Origin of the sequence: Pseudomonas mandelii (assembly GCF_006438925.1) — a bacterium.
In the GTDB taxonomy this organism is placed as follows: Bacteria; Pseudomonadota; Gammaproteobacteria; order Pseudomonadales; family Pseudomonadaceae; genus Aquipseudomonas; species Aquipseudomonas mandelii_C.
Genome location: NZ_RCZA01000003.1, coordinates 447,623 through 471,237, shown reverse-complemented (window position 1 = coordinate 471,237; position 23,615 = coordinate 447,623). Strand labels below are relative to the sequence as shown.

The window sequence follows — 23,615 nt, the reverse complement described above, 5'->3', positions numbered from 1 at the left end:
ATCCCGCTCCATTTCCCTCTCCCTGACCGTAGGCGGTTGCCGTCCTGCATGTAGCTGACTAACATGTCAGAAAATTCATCCTATGATTGGATGAAAGGGCGAATTCCATGTCAGACATTTCTCCATTAGTTAAACGATCTTTGGTCGACCAAGCGTTGGACCAATTACGCCTGCGCATCACAGAAGGCATCTGGACGGTCGGCCAGCGTTTACCCACCGAACCCGAGCTGTCCGCCGAGTTGGGCATCAGCCGCAACACCGTGCGTGAAGCCATGCGCGTATTGGCGTTTTCCGGGTTGATCGAAATCCGTCAGGGCGACGGCAGCTATCTGCGGGCAGTGGTCGATCCTCTCGACACCATGAAAGCCTTATCCCGCTGCTCCCATGAGCAAGCCCGGGAAACACGGCACATTCTGGAAGTCGAGGCCATCGGTCTCGCCGCGTTGCGTCGTACCGACGAAGACCTGGTGGCATTGCGCGAGGCGTTAGGCGTCAGCGGCAGTCACTACCACGGCGATCTCGACACGTATATCGCCTGCGATCTGGTGTTCCACCGCCGCTTGGTTGATGCCGCACACAACCCGACCCTCAGCGAGCTGTATCGCTATTTTTCCAGCGTCATTGGTGCGCAGTTGCGCGAGACCCTGAACATTTCCCCCCGACGCCAAGAGGTGTTCGACCTCCATATCGAACTGCTTGATGCCGTCGAGCAACGCGACCCGGAACGGGCCAAAGCCCTGTCGAGGCAGTTGATCAATGAACCTTGAAACCGAGAACCCCATGTCCAGCCAGCAGGTCAACAAAAGCAGCATCCCCCAAGCCAAGCGCACGGCGGAGCTCGAAGAGCTGCTGATCGATGCCGAGGCGGATGACGAACAGGTCCAGCAAAGTCACCCGATCCTGCGGCGGCCGTGGCTGCTGTTGCTGGGCCTGATTCTGGTGGCGCTGAACCTGCGCCCGGCGCTATCGAGCATGGCGCCGATGCTCAGCGAGGTGTCGAAAACACTCGGTCTGTCGGCAGCCCAGGCCGGTTTGCTGACGACGTTGCCGGTGCTGTGCCTCGGCTTGTTTGCACCGCTGGCGCCCGTGCTGGCCCGACGTTTCGGCGCCGAGCGAGTGGTGCTGGGCATTCTCTTGATGTTGGCCGGCGGGATCATCCTGCGCAGTTCGTTCGGTGAGATCGGCCTGTTTGCCGGCAGTGTGCTGGCCGGCGCGAGCATCGGCGTGATCGGCGTGTTGCTGCCCGGCATCGTTAAACGCGACTTTGCGAAACACGCGGGCACCATGACCGGCGTCTACACCATGGCCTTGTGCCTGGGGGCGGCGATGGCGGCGGGCGCGACCGTGCCGTTGAGCGAGCATTTCGACAAGAGCTGGGCCTTGGGCCTCGGCTTCTGGGTGGTTCCGGCATTGGTCGCGGCGATTTTCTGGTTGCCACAAGTCGGGCAGAAACACGGCGCGCACAACGTCGCGTATCGGGTTCGCGGCCTGTTGCGTGATCCACTGGCCTGGCAAGTGACGCTCTACATGGGGCTGCAATCTTCTCTGGCCTACATTGTGTTCGGCTGGTTGCCGTCGATCCTGATCGGTCGCGGCCTGACGCCGACCCAGGCGGGTCTGGTGCTGTCAGGGTCGGTCATTGTTCAGTTGGCGAGTTCACTGGCGGCGCCATGGCTGGCGACGCGTGGCAAGGATCAGCGTCTGGCGATCGTCATCGTCATGCTGCTGACCCTTGGCGGCCTGTTTGGTTGTCTTTACGCACCGATCGAAGGCTTGTGGGGCTGGGCGATCCTGCTGGGTCTGGGGCAGGGCGGTGCGTTCAGTCTGGCGTTGACCCTGATCGTGCTGCGTTCGCGGGACGCTCATGTCGCGGCGAACCTGTCGAGCATGGCCCAAGGCTTCGGTTACACCCTGGCGTCCATGGGGCCGTTCGCGGTCGGCATCGTGCATGACTGGACCGGCGGCTGGAACGCCTTGGGCTGGATTTTCGGCATCATCGGCCTCGGGGCGATCATCGCCGGCCTGGGCGCTGGGCGTTCGCTGTACGTCCAGGTCGAAAGCGAAAAGGTCTGACACCCGCACACTGTCGATATTCGGCTCACGAATGCCGATAGTGTTTCGCGCCTTTGTTGACTATCGTGCAGGCAATCTTTCGACACCACTTTGCGCATCTATTTGCACATCCTGAGGGAGCCTGCCCATGAGTGATGCCCACAACGCATTGATCACCCAGTTCTACCAAGCCTTCCAGCGGCTGGATGCCGAGGCCATGAGTGCCTGCTATACCGACGACGTGGTGTTCAGTGATCCTGCGTTCGGCGAATTGCACGGCCGCGATGCAGGCGACATGTGGCGGATGCTCACCACTCGGGCCAAGGATTTTTCCCTGACGTTCGATAACGTGCGCAGCGATGAGCGCACGGGTGGCGCCCATTGGGTGGCGACGTACCTGTTCAGCCAGACCGGCAACACCGTGGTCAACGACATTCAGGCACGCTTCGTTTTTCGCGACGGCAAGATTTGCGAACATCACGACAGCTTCGATCTGTGGGCCTGGTCCCGACAGGCGCTGGGTTTCAAAGGGTTGTTGTTGGGCTGGACGCCGGCGGTGAGAAACGCCGTACGCGCTCAAGCCTTGAAGGGGCTGAAGGCATTCCAGGCCAGTCGCTGATAAGATCGCGGCTTGTTTCCTTTCAAGCCTTGATCGTCACGTGAACACCGCCAGCGAATCTTCCGTCATTGCCGCCGAACCATCGCTGCCTGTCAGCAAACCCTGGTTCGTCTACCTCGTTCGCGCGGCCAATGGTTCGCTCTACTGCGGGATCAGCGATGATCCCGTGCGCCGCTTCGCCACCCACCAGAGTGGCAAGGGTGCGCGCTTTTTTCTCTCCAGCCCTGCCGTGGCATTGGTCTACACCGAAGCCTGCCGCGATAAAAGCGAAGCGCTGCGTCAGGAACGGCTGATCAAAAAACTCAAAAAAAGTGCCAAGGAATGCTTGGTGGCGAGTGCCGCTGCGGGCTTATCAATCTGACTGATAAGTGCCCATCAGGCAGATCGGTGGGCTGCACATGGAATGCGCGCTAAGCTGCGGATTCCCTATCCGTGCGCCGGAGCCGAGCATGTCCGAATTGATTCTTCATCATTACCCGACGTCCCCTTTTTCTGAAAAGGCCCGCTTGCTGCTGGGCTTCAAGGGGCTGTCCTGGCGCTCGGTGAAGATCTCGCCGGTGATGCCAAAACCCGATCTGACCGCGCTGACCGGCGGCTACCGCAAGACACCGGTGTTGCAGATTGGCGCGGACATCTATTGCGACACGTCGCTGATCGCCCGCCGTCTGGAACAGGAAAAAGCCTTGCCGGCGTTCTTCCCGGAAGGTCAGGAAATGATCGCCGCGACCTTCGCCGCATGGGCGGATTCGGTGGTGTTCCAGCACGCGGTCAGCCTGGTGTTTCAACCGGAATCGATCGCCGTGCGCTTCGGCAATATGCCGCCGGAAGCGATCAAGGCATTCATTGCCGATCGCGCGGAGTTGTTCAGCGGTGGCAGCGCCACACGGTTGTCGGCTGAACAAGCCCGGCATCAATGGCCGACTATCATGACGCGACTGGAACAACAGCTTCAGCGCGAACAGGGCGATTTCCTGTTCGGCGAGCCGTCGATTGCCGACTTCGCCCTGGCCCATCCGCTGTGGTTCCTCAAGGCTACGCCCGTCACTTCACCGTTGGTCGATGCTTATCCAGCGGTTTCGGCATGGCTGGGGCGCGTGTTGGGCTTCGGGCATGGCGCGTTCAGCGAGATGACCTCCGAGGAGGCGCTGGAGGTTGCGCGCAATGCCACACCGACCGCATTGCCAGATGAGCAATTCGACGAGCCGAATGGTTTTGAGGCTGGCCAGCAGGTGGCCATTGCCGCCATCGATTACGGCGTTGACCCGGTGGCGGGTGAGTTGCTGTTTGCGGGCAGTGAAGAATTGATTTTGCGTCGTGAAGACGAGCGGGGCGGCGTGGTGCATGTGCACTTTCCGCGGTTCGGGTTTCGCATTGAAGCCCTATAAATGCTGAACAAAAAACGCCCGGCAAAGCCGGGCGTTTTCATGTCTGGGTTATTTCAACGCGGCGAGAATGGTGTCCGGGTCATACCCACGAATCAATGTCCCATTCACATCGATGATCGGAATCCCGCCGCCACCCAGCGCCTCGTAGGCCTTGCGCGCCTTGGCATCCTTCTCAATATCGAACTCCTTGTACGGAATGCCCTTCTGATCGAGAAAGCGCCGGGTCAGTTTGCAGTAACCGCACCATTCGGTGGCATAGAGCACGACGTTGGCCTTGGCCTGAGTCTGCTCGGACACCACTTGCGTCGGATGGAACACCCGCTCGATCTTGCCCCAGTTCTGGTAGACCACGACCACCAGCAGGATCAGCAGGAATTTTTTCAGTACGCCGCCGAGCATCAGTTACGTCGCTTGAGCTGATCGGTGAGCTGGGTCGGCAGACCTTTGATGATGAGCGTGCCGGCTTCTTCGTCATATTCGATCTTCGAGCCCAGCAGGTGCGCTTCGAAGCTGATGGACAGGCCTTCGGCGCGACCGGTGAAGCGGCGGAACTGGTTGAGGGTCCGTTTATCGGCCGGGATCTCCGGCGACAGGCCGTAGTCTTTGTTGCGGATGTGATCGTAAAAGGCTTTCGGGCGCTCTTCGTCGATCAACTCCGAGAGTTCTTCCAGGCCCATGGGTTCACCCAATTTTGCCTGGCTGCTGGCGTAATCCACCAGGGTCTTGGTCTTCTCGCGGGCGGACTCTTCCGGCAGGTCTTCGCTTTCGACGAAGTCACTGAAGGCCTTGAGCAGGGTGCGGGTTTCGCCGGGGCCGTCGACGCCTTCCTGGCAGCCGATGAAGTCGCGGAAATATTCCGAAACCTTTTTGCCGTTCTTGCCTTTGATGAACGAAATGTACTGCTTGGACTGCTTGTTGTTCTGCCACTCCGAAACGTTGATCCGTGCTGCCAGATGCAGTTGGCCCAGGTCCAGGTGCCGGGACGGGGTCACGTCCAGCTGATCGGTCACTGCAACGCCTTCACTGTGGTGTAGCAGGGCGATCGCCAGGTAGTCGGTCATGCCTTGCTGATAATGGGCAAACAGCACGTGGCCGCCCACAGAGAGGTTCGATTCCTCCATCAGCTTTTGCAAGTGTTCCACCGCCACTCGGCTGAACGCTGTGAAATCCTTGCCGCCATCGAGGTATTCCTTCAGCCAGCCGCTGAACGGATGCGCCCCGGACTCGGCATGGAAGAAACCCCAGGCCTTGCCTTGTTTGGCGTTGTAGCTCTCATTGAGGTCGGCAAGCATGTACTCGATGGCGCTCGACTCGGCCAGTTCGGAATCGCGAGCGTGGAGAACTGCAGGTGTGCCGTCGGGTTTTTTGTCGATCAGGTGGACGATGCAATGACGGATCGGCATGGGCTTCTCGGCTGATTGAAGAGAGGAGGGCGTGCTCCCCCAAAAAGTGCCAAGTGTACCGCAACCACTGGTTTTGGCGCTGCACGAAGGGCAATTCGCAGGTGTCCGATGGCGCTTATGCTGTTTTTTACAGTTTTAGAGCAATAAAGCTGACCAAATGGGTAGCTAGAGGCGGATATTTCCCCGTCTCTGTGCTAGTTTTGCCCGGTCTTACGCGAAGTCACTGCGTTAAGCGTGCATTCAGCATTTGTCAGGTCGAACCAAACCCTGATTTCGGTATCTATAACCCCGACTCGTCGCGGTTATGGCCGAGGGTGCCAGATCCAGAAGATCGGGCTCGATGGCTGACACTGCACTCTGCAATCCATATGAATTTGATAGGGAAGGAACACTACATGGCTCTTACTAAAGACCAACTGATCGCCGACATCGCTGAAGCTATCGACGCGCCAAAAACCACCGCGCGTAACGCTCTGGACCAACTGGGCCAAATCGTTGCCGATCAGCTGGAAAACGGCGGCGAAATCACTCTGCCAGGTATCGGCAAACTGAAAGTGACTGAGCGTCCTGCCCGTACCGGCCGCAACCCTTCGACTGGCGCTGCCATCGAAATCGCTGCCAAGAAAGTTATCAAGCTGGTTGTGGCCAAAGGCCTGACCGACGCTGTTAACAAGTAAGACGCAGTAAAAAAAAGCCGTGCTCCGGAGTAATCCGGGCACGGCTTTTTTGTGTCTGCGATTTACCACATACACCGCTAAACCAATGTGGGAGCGAGCCTGCTCGCGAAAGCTATCTAACAGTCAATATTGATGTGACTGATAAATCGCCTTCGCGAGCAGGCTCGCTCCCACAGTTGATCTGCGTCGGTCAGTTACTCAGCTTTTCTTTACCCAGCGCTCACGCCAGACCTGCTGCTCGGATTTGGTCTGGAAGGTCCAGGCGACGAAGCGGCTTTGCTTCTGCCCCTGAGACATTTCCACGACCTGGCTTTCCAGTACGCCAGCCTTTTTCAGCGCCGTCTGGATTGCCGGCAGGTTGGAGGCTTTCGAGACCAAGGTGCTGAACCAAAGCACTTTGTGTTGGAAATGCGCGCTCTCGGCGATCAGTTGCGTCACAAACCGTGCTTCGCCACCTTCACACCACAATTCTGCCGATTGACCGCCAAAGTTCAGTACTGGCAGTTTGCGTTTTGGATCGGCACGGCCCAGCGCGCGCCATTTACGCTCACTGCCCTTGGTCGCTTCGTCCATCGAGGCGTGGAACGGCGGGTTGCACATGGTCAGGTCAAAGCGTTCGCCGGGTTCGAGCAGGCCCAGCAGGATGTGCTTGGGGTTGCTTTGTTGGCGTAACTGGATGGCTTTGTTCAGTCCGTTGGACTGGACGATGGCTTTGGCGGCGGCCACGGCCGTCGGGTCGATTTCCGAGCCAAGGAAGTGCCAGCGGTAGTCGCTGTAGCCGATCAACGGATAAACGCAGTTGGCGCCCATGCCGATATCGAGCACCTTGACCGGCGCGCCGCGGGGGATCTCGCCGTCGTTGACGCTGGCCAGCAGGTCGGCCAGGAAGTGCACGTAATCGGCACGCCCCGGAACTGGAGGGCAGAGGTAATCGGCCGGGATGTCCCAATGGGCGACGCCGTAGAACGACTTGAGCAACGCACGGTTGAACACCCGCACTGCGTCCGGGCTGGCGAAGTCGATACTTTCCTTGCCGTACGGATTGATGATCACGAACTTCGCCAGTTCCGGCGTGGTTTTGATCAGCGCCGGGAAGTCGTAACGACCCTGATGGCGGTTGCGCGGATGCAGGCTGGCCTTCTCGCGGGGCTCCACGGCTTTGGCCGGGGTGGCGGAATCAGGCTTTTTGCGCGCAGGGCGGGGTGTGCGGGGGGCGTTCATGGGCGTGGTCGATTCGGGTATGGCTGAAAGTGGGGGGCATTGTCCCACATCCAGCCGTTGTGAACCCAATTGTGACAAACAGCACAATCCCTCTGTGGGAGCGAGCCTGCTCGCGATGGCGGCGAAACAGGCGACATCAATGTTGAATGTTATGGCCTCATCGCGAGCAGGCTCGCTCCCACAAGGGATTTGTGGTGTAGGGGGAAAGTGATGGGCACAAAAAAGGAGGCCGTTTCGGGCCCCCCTTTTCATTGCGATTTGCCGTTACAGGCTGGCAATCCGCGCATGTTGCTCGGCCAACTTGCCCAAAGCCTGCTCAGCTTCAGCCAGTTTGGCGCGTTCCTTCTCGATGACTTCGGCCGGGGCCTTGTCGACGAAACCGGCGTTAGACAGCTTGCCGCCCACGCGCTGAACTTCGCCCTGCAGACGCAGGATTTCCTTGTCCAGACGCGCCAGCTCAGCATCTTTGTCGATCAGGCCGGCCATCGGCACCAGCACTTCCATCTCGCCAACCAGTGCGGTGGCGGACAGCGGTGCTTCTTCGCCAGCAGACAATACGGTGATCGATTCGAGGCGAGCCAGCTTCTTCAGCAGGGCTTCGTTCTCTGTGAGACGACGCTGATCTTCGGCGCTGACGTTTTTCAGGAACAGGTTCAGCGGCTTGCCCGGACCAATGTTCATTTCGCCACGGATGTTACGCGTGCCGAGCATCAGGCCTTTAAGCCACTCGATGTCGTTCTCGGCAGCCGGATCGATGCGCTCTTCATTGGCCACTGGCCACGGTTGCAGCATGATCGTCTTGCCTTCGATACCAGCCAGCGGCGCGATGCGCTGCCAGATTTCTTCGGTGATGAACGGCATGAACGGATGCGCCAGACGCAGCGCGACTTCCAATACTCGAACCAGCGTGCGGCGGGTGCCGCGCTGACGTTCGACCGGTGCATTTTCGTCCCACAGCACAGGCTTGGAGAGTTCCAGGTACCAGTCGCAATACTGGTTCCAGATGAACTCGTACAAGGCTTGTGCAGCCAGGTCGAAGCGGAACTGATCGAGTTGACGGGTCACTTCGGCTTCGGTGCGTTGCAGCTGCGAAATGATCCAGCGATCCGCCAGCGACAGCTCGTAAGCTTCGCCGTTCTGACCGCAGTCTTCGCCCTTGTCCAGTACGTAGCGCGCGGCGTTCCAGATCTTGTTGCAGAAGTTGCGATAGCCCTCGACGCGGCCCATGTCGAACTTGATGTCGCGACCGGTGGACGCCAGCGAGCAGAAGGTGAAGCGCAGGGCGTCGGTGCCGTAGCTGGCGATGCCGTCGGCGAACTCGTCGCGGGTCTGCTTCTCGATCTTCTTCGCCAGTTTCGGCTGCATCATGCCGGAGGTGCGTTTCTGCACCAGGTCTTCGAGCTCGATGCCGTCGATGATGTCCAGCGGGTCCAGGACGTTGCCCTTGGACTTGGACATCTTCTGGCCCTGGCCATCACGCACCAGGCCGTGAACATAAACAGTCTTGAACGGAACCTGCGGTGTGCCGTCTTCGTTCTTCACCAGGTGCATGGTGAGCATGATCATCCGGGCAACCCAGAAGAAAATGATGTCGAAACCGGTCACCAGCACGTCGGTGGAGTGGAATTTCTTCAGGAACTCGGTCTGCTCAGGCCAGCCGAGCGTGGAGAAGGTCCACAGACCCGAACTGAACCAGGTGTCGAGAACGTCATTGTCCTGTTGCAGCGCAACGTCCGGGCCGAGGTTGTGCTTGGCACGTACTTCGGCTTCGTCGCGACCGACGTAGACTTTGCCTGACTCGTCGTACCAGGCCGGAATCCGGTGGCCCCACCACAGCTGACGGCTGATGCACCAGTCCTGGATGTCGCGCATCCACGAGAAGTACATGTTTTCGTACTGTTTCGGCACGAACGCGATGCGGCCGTCTTCAACGGCTGCGATGGCTGGCTCGGCCAATGGCTTGGTCGACACGTACCACTGGTCGGTCAGCCACGGCTCGATAATGGTGCCGGAACGGTCACCTTTCGGCACTTTCAGCGCGTGATCGTTGACGCTGACCAAGAGGCCGGCAGCATCAAACGCAGCAACGATTTGCTTACGTGCTTCGAAGCGGTCCAGACCGGCGTACTCGGCCGGAATCTTGCCATCGATGCTTTCGTTGAGCGTGCCATCGAGGTTGAACACCTGACAGGCCGACAATACAGCGGCGTTCTTGTCGAAGATGTTCAGCAGCGGCAGGTTGTGGCGCTTGCCGACTTCGTAGTCGTTGAAATCGTGAGCCGGGGTGATTTTCACGCAGCCGGTGCCGAATTCAGGGTCGCAATAATCGTCGGCGATGATCGGAATGCGGCGGCCGACCAGCGGCAGCTCGACGAATTTGCCGATCAGGGCTTGGTAGCGTTCATCGTTCGGGTTAACCGCTACGGCGGCGTCGCCAAGCATGGTTTCCGGGCGAGTGGTCGCGACGATCAGGTAATCGTTGCCTTCTGCGGTCTTGGCGCCATCGGCCAGTGGGTATTTCAGGTTCCACAGGAAACCTTTCTCGTCGTGGTTTTCCACTTCGAGGTCGGAAATCGCCGTGTGCAACTTGGTGTCCCAGTTGACCAGGCGCTTGCCGCGGTAGATCAGGCCGTCTTCGTGCAGGCGCACAAAGGCTTCTTTCACGGCTTCCGAGAGGCCGTCGTCCATGGTGAAGCGCTCGCGGCCCCAGTCCACGGACGAGCCGAGACGGCGGATCTGACGGCTGATGTTGCCGCCGGACTGATCCTTCCATTCCCAGACTTTCTCGAGGAATTTCTCACGGCCCAGATCGTGACGATTCTGGCCCTGGGCTTCGAGTTGACGCTCCACCAGCATTTGCGTGGCGATCCCGGCGTGGTCGGTACCCGGCTGCCACAGAGTGTTACGACCCTGCATGCGGCGGAAACGGATCAGGGCGTCCATGATCGCGTTGTTGAAGCCGTGACCCATGTGCAGGCTGCCGGTGACGTTCGGCGGCGGGATCATGATGGTGTAGGACTCGCCCGCGCCTTGCGGGGCGAAGTAATTCTCTGACTCCCAGGTGTTGTACCAGGAAGTTTCAATGGCGTGCGGCTGGTAGGTCTTATCCATGCGCGGCGGGACCCTATTGGCATTTATTCAGGAAAAGCCGGCAAGTATAGCGGGGCATGGGGCGTAGGGCGAGCGGGTGCAGACAGGGCGCAGACTCAATAACGGCGCGAATCAAATGTGGGAGCGAGCCTGCTCGCGATGCAGGCGCCGCGGTCTATCAGGAAACCGAGGTGATGCTATCGCGAGCAGGCTCGCTCCCACAGGGGATTGGTGTTTTATTCGTACTGACTTAGCAACCGTTCCATTCGCGCAGCCAGGCGGCGTTTGATTTCGGTTTCGATGTGCGGGGCGAAGTCGTCGATCACGTCTTGCATGATCAATTGCGCGGCGGCGCGCAGTTCGCCATCCAGGTGCAGCAGGTCGTCGGGGCCCTTGCTGGCGGCGGGTGCCGGTTGGGCAGCAGGGGCTGCAGGGGCGGGTGGCGCCGGTTCGAGAATTGGCGGGCTGGCGCCGACCGTATCGAACAGCATCGGAATCTGTTCCTGATCACCTTCCTCGACCGTGTCAGTGAGCAAGGGTGGTTGCAGGTTGTCATCGCCGAGCAATTGACGGATCGACTCAAGGTCATCCAGCAGGTGCGCGGACTTTTGCAGCGGTTTTGGAGTGTCCATCGGAATGCTCAGAGTCGCTGTAAACGGTGATCTTGCAGAGAATAGCCCTGTTCGCGGTAGAAACGGAAACTCTCCCGCGCAGCCGTACGAATGGTCGGATCTTCCACCACCACTTCCGCCACACGGGCGAACTTGTTGGCGAATGCCGGGACTTTCAGGGCGAGATTGACCAGCAGGTCCTGATGCGGACCGCAGTCATCGCCAAGGCCCAACACAATCAAACCGTCCGGCTCATTTTCAGCGGGGTCGTGGGGCACGAAGCTTTCGCCCTTGAAGGTCCACAAACGCGCATCGAGATCGTCACGCTGGGCAGCATCGCTGCAATGCAGATAGATGCGGTGGCCCATGCGCCAGGCTTTCTCGGTGAGCTTGCAGGCAAAATCCAGCCGCGCTGAAGGATCGGCGCTGGGCAGGATATAGAAGTCGACTTTGGTCATTGCGGTTCCTGAGCCTTGAACGGCGTCACCGGAAAGTGACGCCGCCCAGGTTCATCGGTTTCAGGCTTTGGCGCGGTCCAGCAGGTATTGGGTCAGCAATGGAACCGGACGGCCAGTGGCGCCCTTATCCTTGCCGCCGCTGGTCCAGGCCGTGCCGGCGATGTCCAGGTGCGCCCAGTTGAGGTTCTTGGTGAAGCGCGACAGGAAGCAGGCCGCGGTGATGGTGCCTGCTTTCGGACCACCGATGTTGGCGATGTCGGCGAACGGGCTGTCCAGCTGTTCCTGGTACTCATCGAACAACGGCAGTTGCCAGGCGCGGTCGTCAGCCGATTGGCCAGCGCTCAGCAGTTGGTCAATCAGTTCGTCGTTGTTGCCCAGCAGGCCCGACGTGTGGGAACCCAGCGCAACGACGCAAGCGCCGGTCAGGGTGGCGATGTCGATCACTGCTTGCGGCTTGAAGCGCTCGGAGTAGGTCAGGGCGTCGCACAGCACCAGACGGCCTTCGGCGTCGGTGTTGAGGATTTCCACGGTCTGGCCGCTCATGGTGGTGACGATGTCGCCAGGACGCGAAGCGTTGCCGCTCGGCATGTTCTCGGCGCAGGCCAGGATGCACACCAGGTTGATCGGCAGTTTCAGCTCGAGCACGGCGCGCAGGGTGCCGAATACACTGGCAGCGCCGCCCATGTCGTACTTCATTTCATCCATGCCGGCGCCCGGTTTCAGGCTGATGCCGCCCGTGTCAAAGGTGATGCCTTTGCCGACCAGTGCATACGGCTTCTCGGATTTCTTGCCGCCGTTGTATTGCATGACGATCAGGCGCGGTGGCTGGGCGCTGCCCTGGCCCACGGCGTAGAACGAGCCCATGCCCAGGTCCTTGATCTTCTTCTCATCAAGGACTTCGACTTTCAGGCTTTTGAATTCTTTGCCCAGGTTCTTCGCTTGCTCACCGAGGAACGTCGGGTGGCAGATGTTCGGCGGCAGGTTGCCCAGGTTGCGGGTAAACGCCATGCCGTTGGCGATAGCGGTGGCGTGGGCCACGGCGCGCTCGACTTCAGCCTGTGCAGCCTTGATGGTCACCAGGGTGACTTTCTTCAGGTTGCGAGGCTCGGCTTTCTGGCTTTTGAACTGGTCGAACGTGTATTCGCCGTCCACCAGGGTTTCGGCCAGCAGGCGGGTCTTGCCGTAGCTGTCACGGCCTTTGACCACGACTTCGTCCAGGGCCAGCACTGCGTCGCTGCCGCCCAGGCCTTTAAGGGTGTTGAGGATGCCGGCAATGATCTTGCGGAACGGGCGGTCGCCCAGCTCTTCGTCTTTGCCCACGCCCACCAGCAGCACGCGTTCGGCCTTGAGGTTCGGCAGGCTGTGCAGCAACAGACTCTGGCCGACTTTGCCAACCAGGTCGCCGCGCTTGAGCACAGCGCTGATGGCGCCACCGCTCAGTTCGTCGAGTTGTTTGGCGACGGCGCCGAGCTTGCGGCCTTCGCCGATGGCGACCACCAGAGTGGCGGTTTTCAACGTTTCTGGGCTAACGCTTTTTACAACCAGTTCCATGTCCGGGTCCCTGAATTAATGGTCAACACGCAAGAGCTCGACGGCATTCATTCGAGCTTGCTTATAAGTAGAAAGACGCAGGTCACGGCCCGCGACAAAGGCCGCAGTTTGAACCTCGTGCCCCGAGCCTGACAACCCTCGGTCGTACGATCTTCAGTGCTTTAACCGCTTGCTTGAGCATGCGCAGTGACAGGCGCACCCAATCACAGGATAATGCGCCATCTTTTTCGGCGGCTCTGCCCTGCGGGCTGTCTGATACGTTTGCTTGTTTGGCCGCCTTAGCCTGACAACCCTGGAGTGTCTGGTTTGATCGTCTTCCGTTATCTATCCCGCGAAGTCCTGTTGACCTTGAGCGCCGTCAGCGCTGTGCTGCTGGTCATCATCATGAGCGGTCGCTTCATCAAGTACCTCGCCCAGGCAGCCTCTGGCCTCCTGGATCCGGGTTCGCTGTTCCTGATCATGGGCTTTCGTCTACCGGGTTTCCTGCAGTTGATTTTGCCTCTGGGCCTGTTTCTCGGCATCCTGCTGGCCTACGGCCGCCTGTACCTCGAAAGCGAAATGACGGTGCTGTCTGCCACCGGCATGAGCCAGCAGCGTCTGTTTGCCATGACCCTTTTTCCAGCCACCCTGGTTGCACTGGTGGTGGCGTGGCTGAGCCTGAGCCTGGCGCCACAAGGCGCCAATCAGTTCCAGTTGCTGCTGAACAAGCAGGATGCCCTGACCGAGTTCGACACCCTCGAGCCAGGTCGCTTCCAGGCCCTGCGTGACGGGACACGGGTGACCTACACCGAAACGCTGTCGGACGACCGCATCAACCTCGGCGGTGTGTTCATTTCTCAGAAAAACGACAATTCCGATAACAAGGATCGCGGGATTTCCGTGCTGGTGGCCGAGAAGGGCCGTCAGGAAATTCGGCCCGACGGTAACCGTTACCTGATTCTCGACAACGGCTATCGCTATGACGGCAATCCAGGGCAGGCCGACTACCGGGCGATCAAGTACGAGGAGTACGGCGTATTGCTGCCCAAGCCGGACGTCAGTGACGAAGTGACCGACCGCGACGCAATGACCACCAGATTCTTGCTGGACAGTGACGACATCCGTTTGCGTACCGAGCTGCAATGGCGTCTGTCCTTGCCGTTGCTGGTCTTCATCGTGACCTTGATGGCGGTGCCGTTGTCGCGGGTCAATCCGCGTCAGGGCCGTTTCCTCAAGCTGTTGCCGGCGATTCTTCTATATATGGCTTACCTGTCCATCCTGATTGCCGCTCGCGGCGCCCTTGAAAAGGGCAAAATCCCGCCAACTCTGGGGTTGTGGTGGGTGCATGCAATCTTCCTGGTCATCGGCCTGGGCTTGCTCTATTGGGAACCCTTGCAGTTGAAGCGGGCGAGTCGTCGCAGCGCGCTGGAGGTGGCTCGTGGATAAGCTCGATCGCTACATTGGTAGCAGCGTGTTCGTGGCTATTCTGGCGGTACTGGGGATCATTCTCGGTCTGGCGACGCTGTTTGCGTTCATCGATGAAATGAGTGAGGTCAGCGATACCTACACCTTGGTCGACGTGTTGAGTTATGTCCTGCTGACCGCGCCACGTCGTCTTTACGACATGTTGCCGATGGCTGCGCTGATCGGTTGCCTGATCGGCCTCGGCAGTCTGGCCAGTCACAGCGAGCTGACCATCATGCGCGCTGCGGGCGTGTCGATCGGGCGCATCGTCTGGGCGGTCATGAAGCCAATGCTGATCCTGATGGTGGTAGGTGTGCTGATCGGCGAATACGTTGCGCCGGCCACCGAAGTCACCGCTCAGGCCAATCGCTCCCTGGCCCAGGGCAGCGGCGACGCGCAAAGCGCCAAGCATGGCCTGTGGCACCGTCAGGGGGACGAGTTCATTCACGTCAACTCCGTGCAGCCAAACGGTGTGCTGTATGGCGTGACCCGTTATCGCTTCGACGATCAGCGCCACATGCTGTCCTCGAGCTTCGCCAAGCGCGCCGAATTCGACAAGGATCACTGGCAGCTCAGCGATGTCACGACCACGTTATTCCATGACAAGAACACCGAAGTGGTGACCGCTCCGGTCGAGCGCTGGAACGTGGCGCTGAGCCCGCAACTGCTGGATACCGTGGTGATGTCGCCCGATTCGCTGTCGATCAGTGGTCTGTGGGGGTACATCCACTACCTGGCTGACCAGGGCTTGAGCAATGGTCGTTACTGGCTGGCGTTTTGGGTCAAGGTGTTGCAACCGCTGGTCACCGCCGCTCTGGTACTGATGGCGATTTCCTTCATCTTCGGTCCATTACGCTCGGTGACCCTCGGTCAGCGGGTGTTCACTGGCGTGCTGGTGGGCTTCACCTTCCGTATCGTTCAGGATTTGCTCGGTCCTTCGAGCCTGGTCTTCGGTTTCTCGCCACTGTTTGCGGTGCTTATTCCGGCGGGTTTTTGTGCCTTGTCCGGGGTCTGGTTGTTGCGCCGGGCCGGTTGATCCAGGGTTTCTCCTGACCTTGCAGGTCACTCAAAACGCCCCTGTCGCAAGACCGGGGCGTTTTTGTAGGCGCCGTCTGACCTGCGAACGTGACGCTTGCGCCGTGGATCAGGTACAATTCCCGGCTATTTTTCGGCGGGCTATGCCTGCAGCCTTTTTGAGTGTTGATCCGTGAGTGATTTGAGTCATATCCGCAATTTCTCCATCATCGCCCACATTGACCATGGCAAGTCGACGCTGGCCGATCGCTTCATCCAGATGTGTGGCGGCCTTGCCGAGCGCGAAATGGAAGCCCAGGTTCTGGACTCCATGGACCTGGAACGTGAACGCGGGATCACCATCAAGGCCCACAGTGTCACCCTGTATTACACCGCTCGCGATGGCATCAAGTACCAGCTGAACTTCATTGACACCCCGGGCCACGTTGACTTCACCTACGAAGTCAGCCGGTCGCTGGCGGCCTGTGAAGGCGCGTTGCTGGTGGTCGATGCCGGTCAGGGCGTTGAAGCGCAGTCGGTAGCCAACTGCTACACCGCGATTGAGCAGGGCCTGGAAGTGATGCCGGTCCTGAACAAGATCGACCTGCCTCAGGCCGATCCGGACCGCGTGAAAGAAGAAATCGAAAAAATCATCGGCATCGATGCCACCGATGCGGTCGAGTGCAGTGCCAAGACCGGTCTGGGCGTCGACGAAGTACTCGAGCGTCTGGTCAAGACCATTCCTGCGCCGACCGGCAACTATGAAGATCCGCTGCAAGCGCTGATCATCGACTCCTGGTTCGACAACTACCTGGGCGTTGTTTCCCTGGTTCGCGTGCGCCACGGTCGTGTGAAGAAGGGCGACAAGATCCTGGTCAAGTCCACCGGCAAGATCCACCTCGTGGACAGCGTCGGTGTCTTCAACCCGAAACACACCGCCACCGTTGACCTGAAGGCCGGCGAAGTGGGCTTCATCATCGCCGGCATCAAGGACATTCACGGTGCACCGGTCGGTGACACCCTGACCTTGAGCTCCACGCCGGACGTCGACGTGCTGCCAGGCTTCAAACGCATTCAGCCGCAGGTTTACGCCGGCCTGTTCCCGGTCAGCTCCGACGACTTCGAAGATTTCCGTGAAGCCCTGCAAAAGCTCACGCTTAACGACTCGTCCCTGCAATACACCCCGGAAAGCTCCGACGCCCTGGGCTTCGGCTTCCGTTGCGGGTTCCTCGGCATGCTGCACATGGAAATCATCCAGGAGCGCCTGGAGCGCGAGTACGACCTGGACCTGATCACCACGGCGCCGACGGTAATTTTCGAGCTGCTGCTGAAAACCGGTGAAACGATTTACGTCGACAACCCGTCGAAGCTGCCAGACCTGTCCTCGATCGAAGACATGCGCGAACCGATCGTGCGGGCCAATATTCTTGTGCCGCAAGAGCACCTGGGCAACGTCATTACCTTGTGCATCGAGAAGCGTGGCGTACAGCACGACATGCTGTTCCTCGGTACCCAGGTTCAAGTGACCTACGATTTGCCGATGAACGAAGTGGTCCTTGACTTCTTCGACCGTCTGAAATCCACCAGCCGTGGCTATGCTTCGCTGGATTACCATTTCGATCGTTATCAATCGGCTAATCTGGTGAAACTGGATGTGCTGATCAACGGTGACAAGGTCGACGCCCTGGCGTTGATCGTGCACAAGGATAACGCGCACTACAAAGGTCGCCAGCTGACCGAGAAGATGAAAGAACTGATTCCACGCCAGATGTTCGACGTCGCGATCCAGGCCGCCATTGGCGGGCAGATCATTGCGCGGACCTCTGTCAAGGCGCTCAGAAAGAACGTATTGGCCAAATGCTACGGCGGTGACGTTAGCCGTAAGAAAAAACTGCTGGAAAAGCAAAAGGCCGGTAAGAAACGCATGAAGCAAGTCGGTAACGTGGAAATTCCACAAGAAGCCTTCCTTGCAGTGCTCAGGTTGGATAGTTAGGTCCTATGTCACTAAATTTCCCGCTGTTGCTGGTCATCGCCGTGTTCGTCTGCGGCCTGTTGGCGTTGCTCGATCTGGTTTTCCTGGCGCCGCGTCGGCGTGCCGCCATTGCCTCCTATCAGGGCAGCGTCAGCCAGCCTGACGGGGTGGTGGTCGAGAAACTGAACAAAGAGCCGCTGCTGGTCGAATACGGCAAGTCGTTCTTCCCGGTGTTGTTCATCGTGCTGGTACTGCGTTCGTTCCTGGTGGAACCGTTCCAGATTCCTTCCGGCTCGATGAAACCGACGCTGGACGTTGGCGACTTCATTCTGGTGAACAAGTTTTCTTACGGGATCCGCTTGCCGGTGATCGACAAGAAAGTCATCGAAGTCGGTGATCCACAGCGCGGCGATGTGATGGTGTTCCGCTACCCGAGCGATCCGAACGTCAACTACATTAAACGTGTGGTGGGCCTGCCGGGTGACCAGATTCGTTACACCGCCGACAAGCGTCTGTTCGTCAACGGTGAGTCGATTGCCGAACAACTGGTCGGCTCCGAGCCGGGCACGTTGGGCAGCGCCGAGCTCTACAAGGAAAAACTCGGCGTCGCCGAGCACCTGATCCGCAAGGAAATGAGCCGTTACCGCGCAACGCCGGACCATTCGTGGACCGTGCCTGCCGGGCACTACTTCATGATGGGTGACAACCGCGACAACTCGAATGACAGTCGCTACTGGGATGATCCGAGCATTCCCAAGGATCTGCTGGGCATGGTTCCCGACAAGAATATCGTCGGCAAGGCCTTCGCAGTCTGGATGAGCTGGCCAGAACCTAAACTCAGTCACCTGCCGAATTTCTCGCGGGTTGGCCTGATCAAGTAATCACACACGGCGCTGTTGAACACAGCGCCGAATGCATTTCTGGAGTCGGCATAATCGGCGACAGAAGCATGAAAACAACGATATTCAGGACGTTATTTTTGAACACAGCGTTAATTGTCCCAAGCCTGCGCCGCATCACGGCGATGGCGGTGGAACCCAACCACGAACTCAGCGTGGGTAAACCGTGAGCGTCTCCTTAAGCCGTCTCGAGCGTCAGCTCGGCTACACCTTCAAGGATCAGGAACTGATGGTCCTGGCCCTGACTCACCGCAGCTTTGCCGGGCGTAACAACGAACGCCTGGAGTTCCTCGGTGATGCCATCCTTAACTTTGTCGCTGGCGAGGCGCTGTTCGATCGCTTCCCGCTGGCCCGCGAAGGTCAGTTGTCGCGCTTGCGCGCACGCCTGGTGAAAGGCGAGACCCTGGCCGTACTGGCTCGCGGTTTCGATCTGGGCGAATACCTGCGCCTGGGTTCCGGCGAATTGAAAAGCGGCGGGTTCCGTCGCGAGTCGATTCTGGCCGATGCCCTTGAAGCGCTGATTGGTGCGATCTACCTGGATGCCGGCATGGACATGGCACGCGAACGCGTGCTGGCCTGGCTGGCCGGAGAGTTCGAAGGCCTGACGCTGGTCGACACCAACAAAGATCCAAAAACCCGCCTGCAAGAGTTTCTGCAGTCGCGGGGTTGTGAACTGCCGCGTTACGAAGTGGTGGATATCCAGGGTGAGCCGCATTGCCGGACGTTCTTCGTCGAATGTGAAATCACCTTACTGAATGAAAAAAGCCGAGGTCAGGGTGTGAGCCGTCGTATTGCCGAACAGGTAGCGGCCGCTGCAGCACTGATTGCCCTGGGCGTGGAGAATGGCCATGACTGATTCAACTGCAACTCGCTGTGGCTATGTCGCCATCGTCGGCCGTCCCAACGTGGGCAAGTCCACGCTGCTGAACCACATCCTCGGTCAGAAGCTGGCGATCACCTCGCGCAAGCCTCAGACCACTCGCCACAACATGCTCGGCATCAAGACCGAAGGCGCCGTGCAGGCGATCTACGTCGACACCCCCGGCATGCACAAAGGTGGCGAGAAAGCCCTGAACCGCTACATGAACAAGACCGCTTCGGCAGCGTTGAAAGACGTCGACGTGGTGATCTTCGTGGTTGACCGCACCAAGTGGACCGACGAAGACCAGATGGTCCTCGAGCGCGTTCAATACGTGACCGGCCCGCTGATCGTGGCGCTGAACAAGACTGACCGCATCGAAGATAAAGCCGAGCTGATGCCGCACCTGACCTGGTTGCAGGAACAGTTGCCGAACGCGCAGATCATGCCGATCTCGGCCCAGCACGGGCATAACCTCGAAACGCTGGAGCGCGTGATTGCCGGTTACCTGCCGGAAAACGATCACTTCTTCCCGGAAGACCAGATCACCGACCGCAGCAGCCGCTTCCTCGCCGCTGAACTGGTACGCGAGAAAATCATGCGCCAGATGGGCGCCGAGCTGCCGTACCAGATCACCGTCGAAATCGAAGAGTTCAAGCAACAGGGCAAAACCCTGCACATCCATGCCTTGATCCTCGTTGAGCGCGACGGCCAGAAGAAAATCATCATTGGCGACAAGGGCGAGCGGATCAAGCGCATCGGCACCGAGGCACGCAAGGACATGGAGTTGCTGTTCGACTCCAAGATCATGCTCAACCTCTGGGTCAAGGTGAAAGGCGGTTGGTCCGACGATGAACGTGCCTTGCGTTCGCTGGGTTACGGCGACCTGTAACACCGTTCCTGATACACCGAAGAACCCTGTGGGAGCGAGCTTGCTCGCGATAGCGGTCTGCCAGTCAACATCAGTGTTGAATGTCAGGTCCTCATCGCGAGCAAGCTCGCTCCCACATTGGGTTTGGGTTGTTTGTAAAACTGCGTTCCGTCATTGAGAACTCCATGTCCCAACCCATCGGCCAACCCGCCTTCGTGCTCCACTCCCGCGCTTACCGCGAGAACAGCGCATTGGTGGACTTCCTCACGCCGCAAGGTCGGCTGCGGGCGGTGTTGCGCAGTGCACGAGGCAAGGCCGGGACGTTGGCACGGCCGTTCGTGCCGCTGGAAGTCGAGTTCCGTGGGCGTGGTGAATTGAAGAACGTCGGTCGCATGGAAAGCGCTGGCGTCTCCACCTGGCTCAATGGTGAGGCGCTGTTCAGCGGGCTCTACCTCAATGAGCTGTTGATTCGGCTGTTGCCGTCCGAAGACCCGCATCCCGCTGTGTTTGACCACTACGCCGCGACCCTGCTTGCGCTGGCCGAAGGTCGTCCGCTGGAACCGTTGTTGCGTTCCTTCGAGTGGCGGCTGCTCGATGATCTTGGTTACGGCTTCGCCTTGACCACCGACATCCATGGCGATCCCATCGCGCCGGACGGTCTCTACCGTCTGCAAGTGGATGCGGGGCTCGAACGGGTCTACCTGCTGCAACCCGGTCTGTTCAACGGCACCGAGCTGTTGGCCATGGCCGATGCAGATTGGTCTGCCCCTGGCGCGCTATCGGCAGCCAAGCGATTGATGCGCCAGGCACTGGCCGTTCATCTGGGCGGTCGTCCCTTGGTGAGTCGCGAGTTGTTTCGCAAGCCGTAGGGTCTGTTGATGCTTGGCAGCGGCCGCGACGGGCGCCCACTTGGCGCAGGGCTGCGTTGCTCGGAACTTATTTGGAACAACCAAACTGCGTTCCTCGCGCCTTGCCCTGCACCAAGTGGTCATCCGTCGCGGCCGCTGCCAAACATCAACAGACCCTATCTCCCCGTGTATGCTGTGCGCCGAACTTTTCCATTTTCAGGAGCGCTTCCGTGACCACCAGCAATCGCATTCTTCTTGGCGTGAACATCGACCATGTTGCCACCCTGCGTCAGGCCCGGGGCACGCGCTATCCGGATCCGGTCAAGGCAGCACTGGACGCGGAAGAGGCGGGCGCTGACGGCATTACCGTGCACCTGCGCGAAGACCGTCGGCACATTCAGGAACGCGACGTGTTGCTGCTCAAGGATGTGCTGCAAACCCGCATGAACTTCGAAATGGGCGTCACCGAAGAGATGATGGCGTTCGCCGAGCGCATTCGTCCGGCGCACATTTGCCTGGTGCCGGAAACCCGTCAGGAGCTGACGACCGAGGGTGGTCTGGACGTGGCGGGGCAGGAAGCGCGGATCAAGGCGGCGGTGGATCGCCTGGCGAAAATCGGCTGTGAAGTGTCGCTGTTCATTGATGCTGACGAGCGGCAGATCGAAGCGTCCCGTCGTGTCGGCGCGCCCGCCATCGAGCTGCATACCGGCCGTTATGCCGATGCCGAGACGCCAACCGAAGTGGCTGAAGAGCTCAAGCGTGTGGCGGATGGCGTGGCTTTTGGTCTGGCTCAAGGTTTGATCGTCAATGCCGGTCACGGCCTGCACTATCACAACGTTGAAGCTGTAGCGGCGATCAAAGGCATCAACGAACTGAACATCGGTCACGCGCTGGTGGCTCATGCGTTGTTCGTCGGGTTCAAGTCGGCTGTTTCGGAGATGAAGGCGCTGATTCTGGCTGCTGCGTTGAAAGGCTAAGATCAAAAGATCGCAGGCTTCGCCAGCTCCTACAGGTGTACACATAACCTCGTAGGAGCTGCCGAAGGCTGCGATCTTTTTTGCACAGGCCCCGCGGTATCAGAGCGGTGGGGTTTCCAGGTTCGGCTTGGTCTTGTCGACCCCCGGCACATGCAGGTTGCCCTCGGCGACCTGATTGCCTTCCAGCTGCGGCTGCGTCACCCACGTCAGGATGTCGTAGTAGCGGCGGATGTTCGCCACGAAGTGAACGGGTTCGCCGCCACGGGCGTAGCCGTAACGGGTTTTGCTGAACCACTTCTTCTCGGACAGCCGTGGCAGGATCTTTTTCACGTCCAGCCACTTGTCCGGGTTCAGTCCTTCCTTAGCCGCCAGTTTGCGCGCGTCATCCAGGTGACCGCTGCCAACGTTGTAGGCCGCCAGTGCAAACCATGTGCGATCCGGCTCCTGGATCGACTCATCCAGCTGATCCTTCATGTAGGCCAGGTACTTGGCGCCACCCATGATGCTTTGCTTGGGGTCCAGTCGGTTGGAGACTCCCATGGCCTGCGCAGTGTTCTGGGTCAGCATCATCAGGCCGCGCACACCAGTCTTCGACGTGACGGCCGGTTGCCACAGGGATTCCTGATAGCCGACTGCGGCCAACAGGCGCCAATCGACTTTCTCTTTCTTGGCGTACGCCTTGAAGTGCTGTTCGTATTTGGGCAGGCGTTGCTGCAAGTGTTGGGCGAAGGTGGTGGCGCCCATGTAACCCAGTACGTCGACGTGCCCGTAATAGCGGTCTTTTAGGCGTTGCAAGGTGCCGTTTTTCTTCACCTTGTCGAGGTAGTCGTTGATCTCGTTGAGCAAGCTGTTGTCGTCGCCAGCGGCCACCGCCCAGCTCTGGTTGCTGGCATCACCGAGGTCGAAGGCCACTTGTATGTTGGGGAAGTAGACCTGGTTCATCGCGACTTCGTTTGAATCGACCAGGGTCAGATCGATCTGGCCTTCATCGACCATCCGCAGCAAGTCGACGACTTCAACGGCGTCGGACTCTTCGTATTCAATGCCGGGGAATTTCTTTTTCAGCTCCGCCAATTGCTCGGCGTGGGTGCTGCCCTTGAGCACCATGATCTTCTTGCCCACCAGATCCTTCGCGTCGGTCGGCCGCGATTGGCCGTTGCGATAGATGATCTGCGGGGTGACTTCGAGGTAAGAGTGGGAAAACCGCACCTGCTGTTTGCGTTTGTCGCTGCTGACCAGGCCGGCAGCAGCGATCACCGGACCGTTGGGTTTGCCCACCTGATTAAACAGGTCGTCGAGGTTGTCGGCGGTTTCGATTTTGAGTTCCACCCCTAGATCGTCGGCGAAGCGCTTCACCAGCTCGTATTCGAAGCCGGTTTCACCGTTGCGATCCTGAAAGTAGGTGGCGGGGCTGTTTCGGGTAACCACCCGCAGCACGCCATCCTCCTTTACGCGCTCCAGCGTGTTGGGTTTATCAACACAGCCACTGAGCACCAGGAAGAGTCCGGTTGCGATTAGCCATTTGGCAAACCGCGGACGCAAAGCCGTTGGGGAAAACATCTGCGCAGTATACGCAAAGGACCACGAGCGCCATATCTCGACAGCGAAGGGCTTGTCTGCTAGGCAACTGAAAACCGCTCCGGAGCCCGCAGGAATGGGCCCGCG

The 23,615-nt window shown here is 59.3% G+C and carries 22 protein-coding genes; 14 read left to right on the top strand and 8 right to left on the bottom strand.

What is annotated here, in order from left to right; translation table 11 throughout:
• Window positions 1–107: 107 nt before the first annotated feature.
• The 5 genes from EAH74_RS09270 to EAH74_RS09250 all read left to right on the top strand — a co-directional run bounded on the left by EAH74_RS09270 (window position 108) and on the right by EAH74_RS09250 (window position 4,056).
• A complete protein-coding gene (locus tag EAH74_RS09270; protein ID WP_140677801.1) occupies window positions 108–767 on the top strand; it encodes a FadR/GntR family transcriptional regulator in 660 nt (219 codons plus the stop codon).
• The gene (locus tag EAH74_RS09265; RefSeq protein ID WP_140677799.1) at window positions 757–2,073 is read left to right on the top strand and encodes a CynX/NimT family MFS transporter; all 1,317 of its coding nucleotides are present in this window, start codon (window positions 757–759) and stop codon (window positions 2,071–2,073) included. The genes EAH74_RS09270 and EAH74_RS09265 overlap by 11 nt, the downstream gene beginning before the upstream one ends.
• Window positions 2,074–2,200: 127 nt before the next feature.
• Window positions 2,201–2,671 carry a nuclear transport factor 2 family protein gene (locus tag EAH74_RS09260; protein ID WP_140677797.1) on the top strand — a complete coding sequence of 157 codons (471 nt, stop codon included), beginning with the start codon at window positions 2,201–2,203 and terminating at the stop codon, window positions 2,669–2,671.
• Window positions 2,672–2,711: 40 nt separating this feature from the next.
• Window positions 2,712–3,032 (top strand): GIY-YIG nuclease family protein, encoded by a 321-nt coding sequence (locus tag EAH74_RS09255; protein WP_140677796.1) that lies wholly within the window; start codon window positions 2,712–2,714, stop codon window positions 3,030–3,032.
• An 88-nt stretch (window positions 3,033–3,120) separates the two neighbouring features.
• The gene (locus EAH74_RS09250) at window positions 3,121–4,056 is read left to right on the top strand and encodes a glutathione S-transferase family protein (protein ID WP_140677795.1); all 936 of its coding nucleotides are present in this window, start codon (window positions 3,121–3,123) and stop codon (window positions 4,054–4,056) included.
• 48 nt (window positions 4,057–4,104) lie between these two features.
• Here the strand turns inward: EAH74_RS09250 and EAH74_RS09245 are convergent, their stop codons facing one another.
• Together EAH74_RS09245 and yejK are read right to left on the bottom strand one after the other, a co-directional pair.
• The gene (locus tag EAH74_RS09245) at window positions 4,105–4,455 is read right to left on the bottom strand and encodes a glutaredoxin family protein (RefSeq protein ID WP_140677793.1); all 351 of its coding nucleotides are present in this window, start codon (window positions 4,453–4,455) and stop codon (window positions 4,105–4,107) included.
• Complete coding sequence (gene yejK, locus EAH74_RS09240) at window positions 4,455–5,459, bottom strand: nucleoid-associated protein YejK (protein WP_008147593.1); 1,005 nt, start codon at window positions 5,457–5,459, stop codon at window positions 4,455–4,457. The genes EAH74_RS09245 and yejK overlap by 1 nt, the downstream gene beginning before the upstream one ends.
• Before the next feature lie 395 nt (window positions 5,460–5,854).
• On the opposite strand from yejK, the gene EAH74_RS09235 reads away from it, so the two are divergent.
• Window positions 5,855–6,136 carry an HU family DNA-binding protein gene (locus EAH74_RS09235; RefSeq protein WP_007905514.1) on the top strand — a complete coding sequence of 94 codons (282 nt, stop codon included), beginning with the start codon at window positions 5,855–5,857 and terminating at the stop codon, window positions 6,134–6,136.
• A gap of 198 nt (window positions 6,137–6,334) precedes the next feature.
• Here the strand turns inward: EAH74_RS09235 and rlmF are convergent, their stop codons facing one another.
• From rlmF to EAH74_RS09210, 5 genes are all read right to left on the bottom strand, one after another.
• Entirely contained in the window at window positions 6,335–7,357 is a 1,023-nt protein-coding gene (gene rlmF / locus EAH74_RS09230; RefSeq protein WP_033056419.1) for a 23S rRNA (adenine(1618)-N(6))-methyltransferase RlmF, read from the bottom strand.
• A 264-nt stretch (window positions 7,358–7,621) separates the two neighbouring features.
• Window positions 7,622–10,468 (bottom strand): valine--tRNA ligase, encoded by a 2,847-nt coding sequence (locus EAH74_RS09225; protein ID WP_140677791.1) that lies wholly within the window; start codon window positions 10,466–10,468, stop codon window positions 7,622–7,624.
• Between the two features lie 215 nt (window positions 10,469–10,683).
• Window positions 10,684–11,079, bottom strand: coding sequence for a DNA polymerase III subunit chi (locus tag EAH74_RS09220; RefSeq protein ID WP_140677789.1), 396 nt, complete (start codon window positions 11,077–11,079; stop codon window positions 10,684–10,686).
• Window positions 11,080–11,087: 8 nt separating this feature from the next.
• Window positions 11,088–11,516 (bottom strand): DNA polymerase III subunit chi, encoded by a 429-nt coding sequence (locus EAH74_RS09215; RefSeq protein ID WP_140677787.1) that lies wholly within the window; start codon window positions 11,514–11,516, stop codon window positions 11,088–11,090.
• A gap of 60 nt (window positions 11,517–11,576) precedes the next feature.
• Window positions 11,577–13,067 (bottom strand): leucyl aminopeptidase, encoded by a 1,491-nt coding sequence (locus EAH74_RS09210; RefSeq protein ID WP_140677786.1) that lies wholly within the window; start codon window positions 13,065–13,067, stop codon window positions 11,577–11,579.
• Between the two features lie 306 nt (window positions 13,068–13,373).
• On the opposite strand from EAH74_RS09210, the gene lptF reads away from it, so the two are divergent.
• From lptF to pdxJ, 8 genes are all read left to right on the top strand, one after another.
• Window positions 13,374–14,492 (top strand): LPS export ABC transporter permease LptF, encoded by a 1,119-nt coding sequence (gene lptF, locus EAH74_RS09205; protein WP_140677784.1) that lies wholly within the window; start codon window positions 13,374–13,376, stop codon window positions 14,490–14,492.
• On the top strand, window positions 14,485–15,546 hold the full coding sequence (gene lptG / locus EAH74_RS09200) for an LPS export ABC transporter permease LptG (RefSeq protein WP_140677782.1): 1,062 nt from the start codon (window positions 14,485–14,487) through the stop codon (window positions 15,544–15,546). The genes lptF and lptG overlap by 8 nt, the downstream gene beginning before the upstream one ends.
• Before the next feature lie 171 nt (window positions 15,547–15,717).
• The gene (gene lepA / locus EAH74_RS09195) at window positions 15,718–17,517 is read left to right on the top strand and encodes a translation elongation factor 4 (protein ID WP_008151572.1); all 1,800 of its coding nucleotides are present in this window, start codon (window positions 15,718–15,720) and stop codon (window positions 17,515–17,517) included.
• A gap of 5 nt (window positions 17,518–17,522) precedes the next feature.
• Window positions 17,523–18,377: a signal peptidase I gene (gene lepB / locus EAH74_RS09190; protein WP_140677781.1), complete on the top strand. Its 855-nt coding sequence runs from the start codon at window positions 17,523–17,525 to the stop codon at window positions 18,375–18,377.
• Window positions 18,378–18,561: 184 nt separating this feature from the next.
• The gene (gene rnc / locus EAH74_RS09185) at window positions 18,562–19,251 is read left to right on the top strand and encodes a ribonuclease III (RefSeq protein WP_033053426.1); all 690 of its coding nucleotides are present in this window, start codon (window positions 18,562–18,564) and stop codon (window positions 19,249–19,251) included.
• On the top strand, window positions 19,244–20,146 hold the full coding sequence (gene era / locus EAH74_RS09180; RefSeq protein WP_008151577.1) for a GTPase Era: 903 nt from the start codon (window positions 19,244–19,246) through the stop codon (window positions 20,144–20,146). The genes rnc and era overlap by 8 nt, the downstream gene beginning before the upstream one ends.
• Before the next feature lie 164 nt (window positions 20,147–20,310).
• Window positions 20,311–20,994 carry a DNA repair protein RecO gene (gene recO / locus EAH74_RS09170; protein ID WP_140677777.1) on the top strand — a complete coding sequence of 228 codons (684 nt, stop codon included), beginning with the start codon at window positions 20,311–20,313 and terminating at the stop codon, window positions 20,992–20,994.
• 209 nt (window positions 20,995–21,203) lie between these two features.
• Window positions 21,204–21,950, top strand: coding sequence for a pyridoxine 5'-phosphate synthase (gene pdxJ, locus EAH74_RS09165; RefSeq protein WP_008004962.1), 747 nt, complete (start codon window positions 21,204–21,206; stop codon window positions 21,948–21,950).
• Window positions 21,951–22,049: 99 nt separating this feature from the next.
• Here the strand turns inward: pdxJ and mltF are convergent, their stop codons facing one another.
• Window positions 22,050–23,510 (bottom strand): membrane-bound lytic murein transglycosylase MltF, encoded by a 1,461-nt coding sequence (mltF, locus tag EAH74_RS09160; protein ID WP_140677775.1) that lies wholly within the window; start codon window positions 23,508–23,510, stop codon window positions 22,050–22,052.
• Window positions 23,511–23,615: the final 105 nt, after the last annotated feature.

Excerpts from the sequence above, each read along its gene's own strand:
- EAH74_RS09215 (WP_140677787.1), bottom strand. The coding sequence starts at position 11,516 with ATGACCAAAGTCGACTTCTATATCCTGCCCAGCGCCGATCCTTCAGCG.
- mltF (WP_140677775.1), bottom strand. The coding sequence starts at position 23,510 with ATGTTTTCCCCAACGGCTTTGCGTCCGCGGTTTGCCAAATGGCTAATC.
- lepB (WP_140677781.1), top strand. The coding sequence starts at position 17,523 with ATGTCACTAAATTTCCCGCTGTTGCTGGTCATCGCCGTGTTCGTCTGC.
- EAH74_RS09260 (WP_140677797.1), top strand. The coding sequence starts at position 2,201 with ATGAGTGATGCCCACAACGCATTGATCACCCAGTTCTACCAAGCCTTC.
- EAH74_RS09235 (WP_007905514.1), top strand. The coding sequence starts at position 5,855 with ATGGCTCTTACTAAAGACCAACTGATCGCCGACATCGCTGAAGCTATC.
- EAH74_RS09220 (WP_140677789.1), bottom strand. The coding sequence starts at position 11,079 with ATGGACACTCCAAAACCGCTGCAAAAGTCCGCGCACCTGCTGGATGAC.
- recO (WP_140677777.1), top strand. The coding sequence starts at position 20,311 with ATGTCCCAACCCATCGGCCAACCCGCCTTCGTGCTCCACTCCCGCGCT.
- EAH74_RS09245 (WP_140677793.1), bottom strand. The coding sequence starts at position 4,455 with ATGCTCGGCGGCGTACTGAAAAAATTCCTGCTGATCCTGCTGGTGGTC.
- EAH74_RS09265 (WP_140677799.1), top strand. The coding sequence starts at position 757 with ATGAACCTTGAAACCGAGAACCCCATGTCCAGCCAGCAGGTCAACAAA.
- EAH74_RS09210 (WP_140677786.1), bottom strand. The coding sequence starts at position 13,067 with ATGGAACTGGTTGTAAAAAGCGTTAGCCCAGAAACGTTGAAAACCGCC.
- EAH74_RS09270 (WP_140677801.1), top strand. The coding sequence starts at position 108 with ATGTCAGACATTTCTCCATTAGTTAAACGATCTTTGGTCGACCAAGCG.
- yejK (WP_008147593.1), bottom strand. The coding sequence starts at position 5,459 with ATGCCGATCCGTCATTGCATCGTCCACCTGATCGACAAAAAACCCGAC.
- EAH74_RS09250 (WP_140677795.1), top strand. The coding sequence starts at position 3,121 with ATGTCCGAATTGATTCTTCATCATTACCCGACGTCCCCTTTTTCTGAA.
- EAH74_RS09225 (WP_140677791.1), bottom strand. The coding sequence starts at position 10,468 with ATGGATAAGACCTACCAGCCGCACGCCATTGAAACTTCCTGGTACAAC.
- rlmF (WP_033056419.1), bottom strand. The coding sequence starts at position 7,357 with ATGAACGCCCCCCGCACACCCCGCCCTGCGCGCAAAAAGCCTGATTCC.
- era (WP_008151577.1), top strand. The coding sequence starts at position 19,244 with ATGACTGATTCAACTGCAACTCGCTGTGGCTATGTCGCCATCGTCGGC.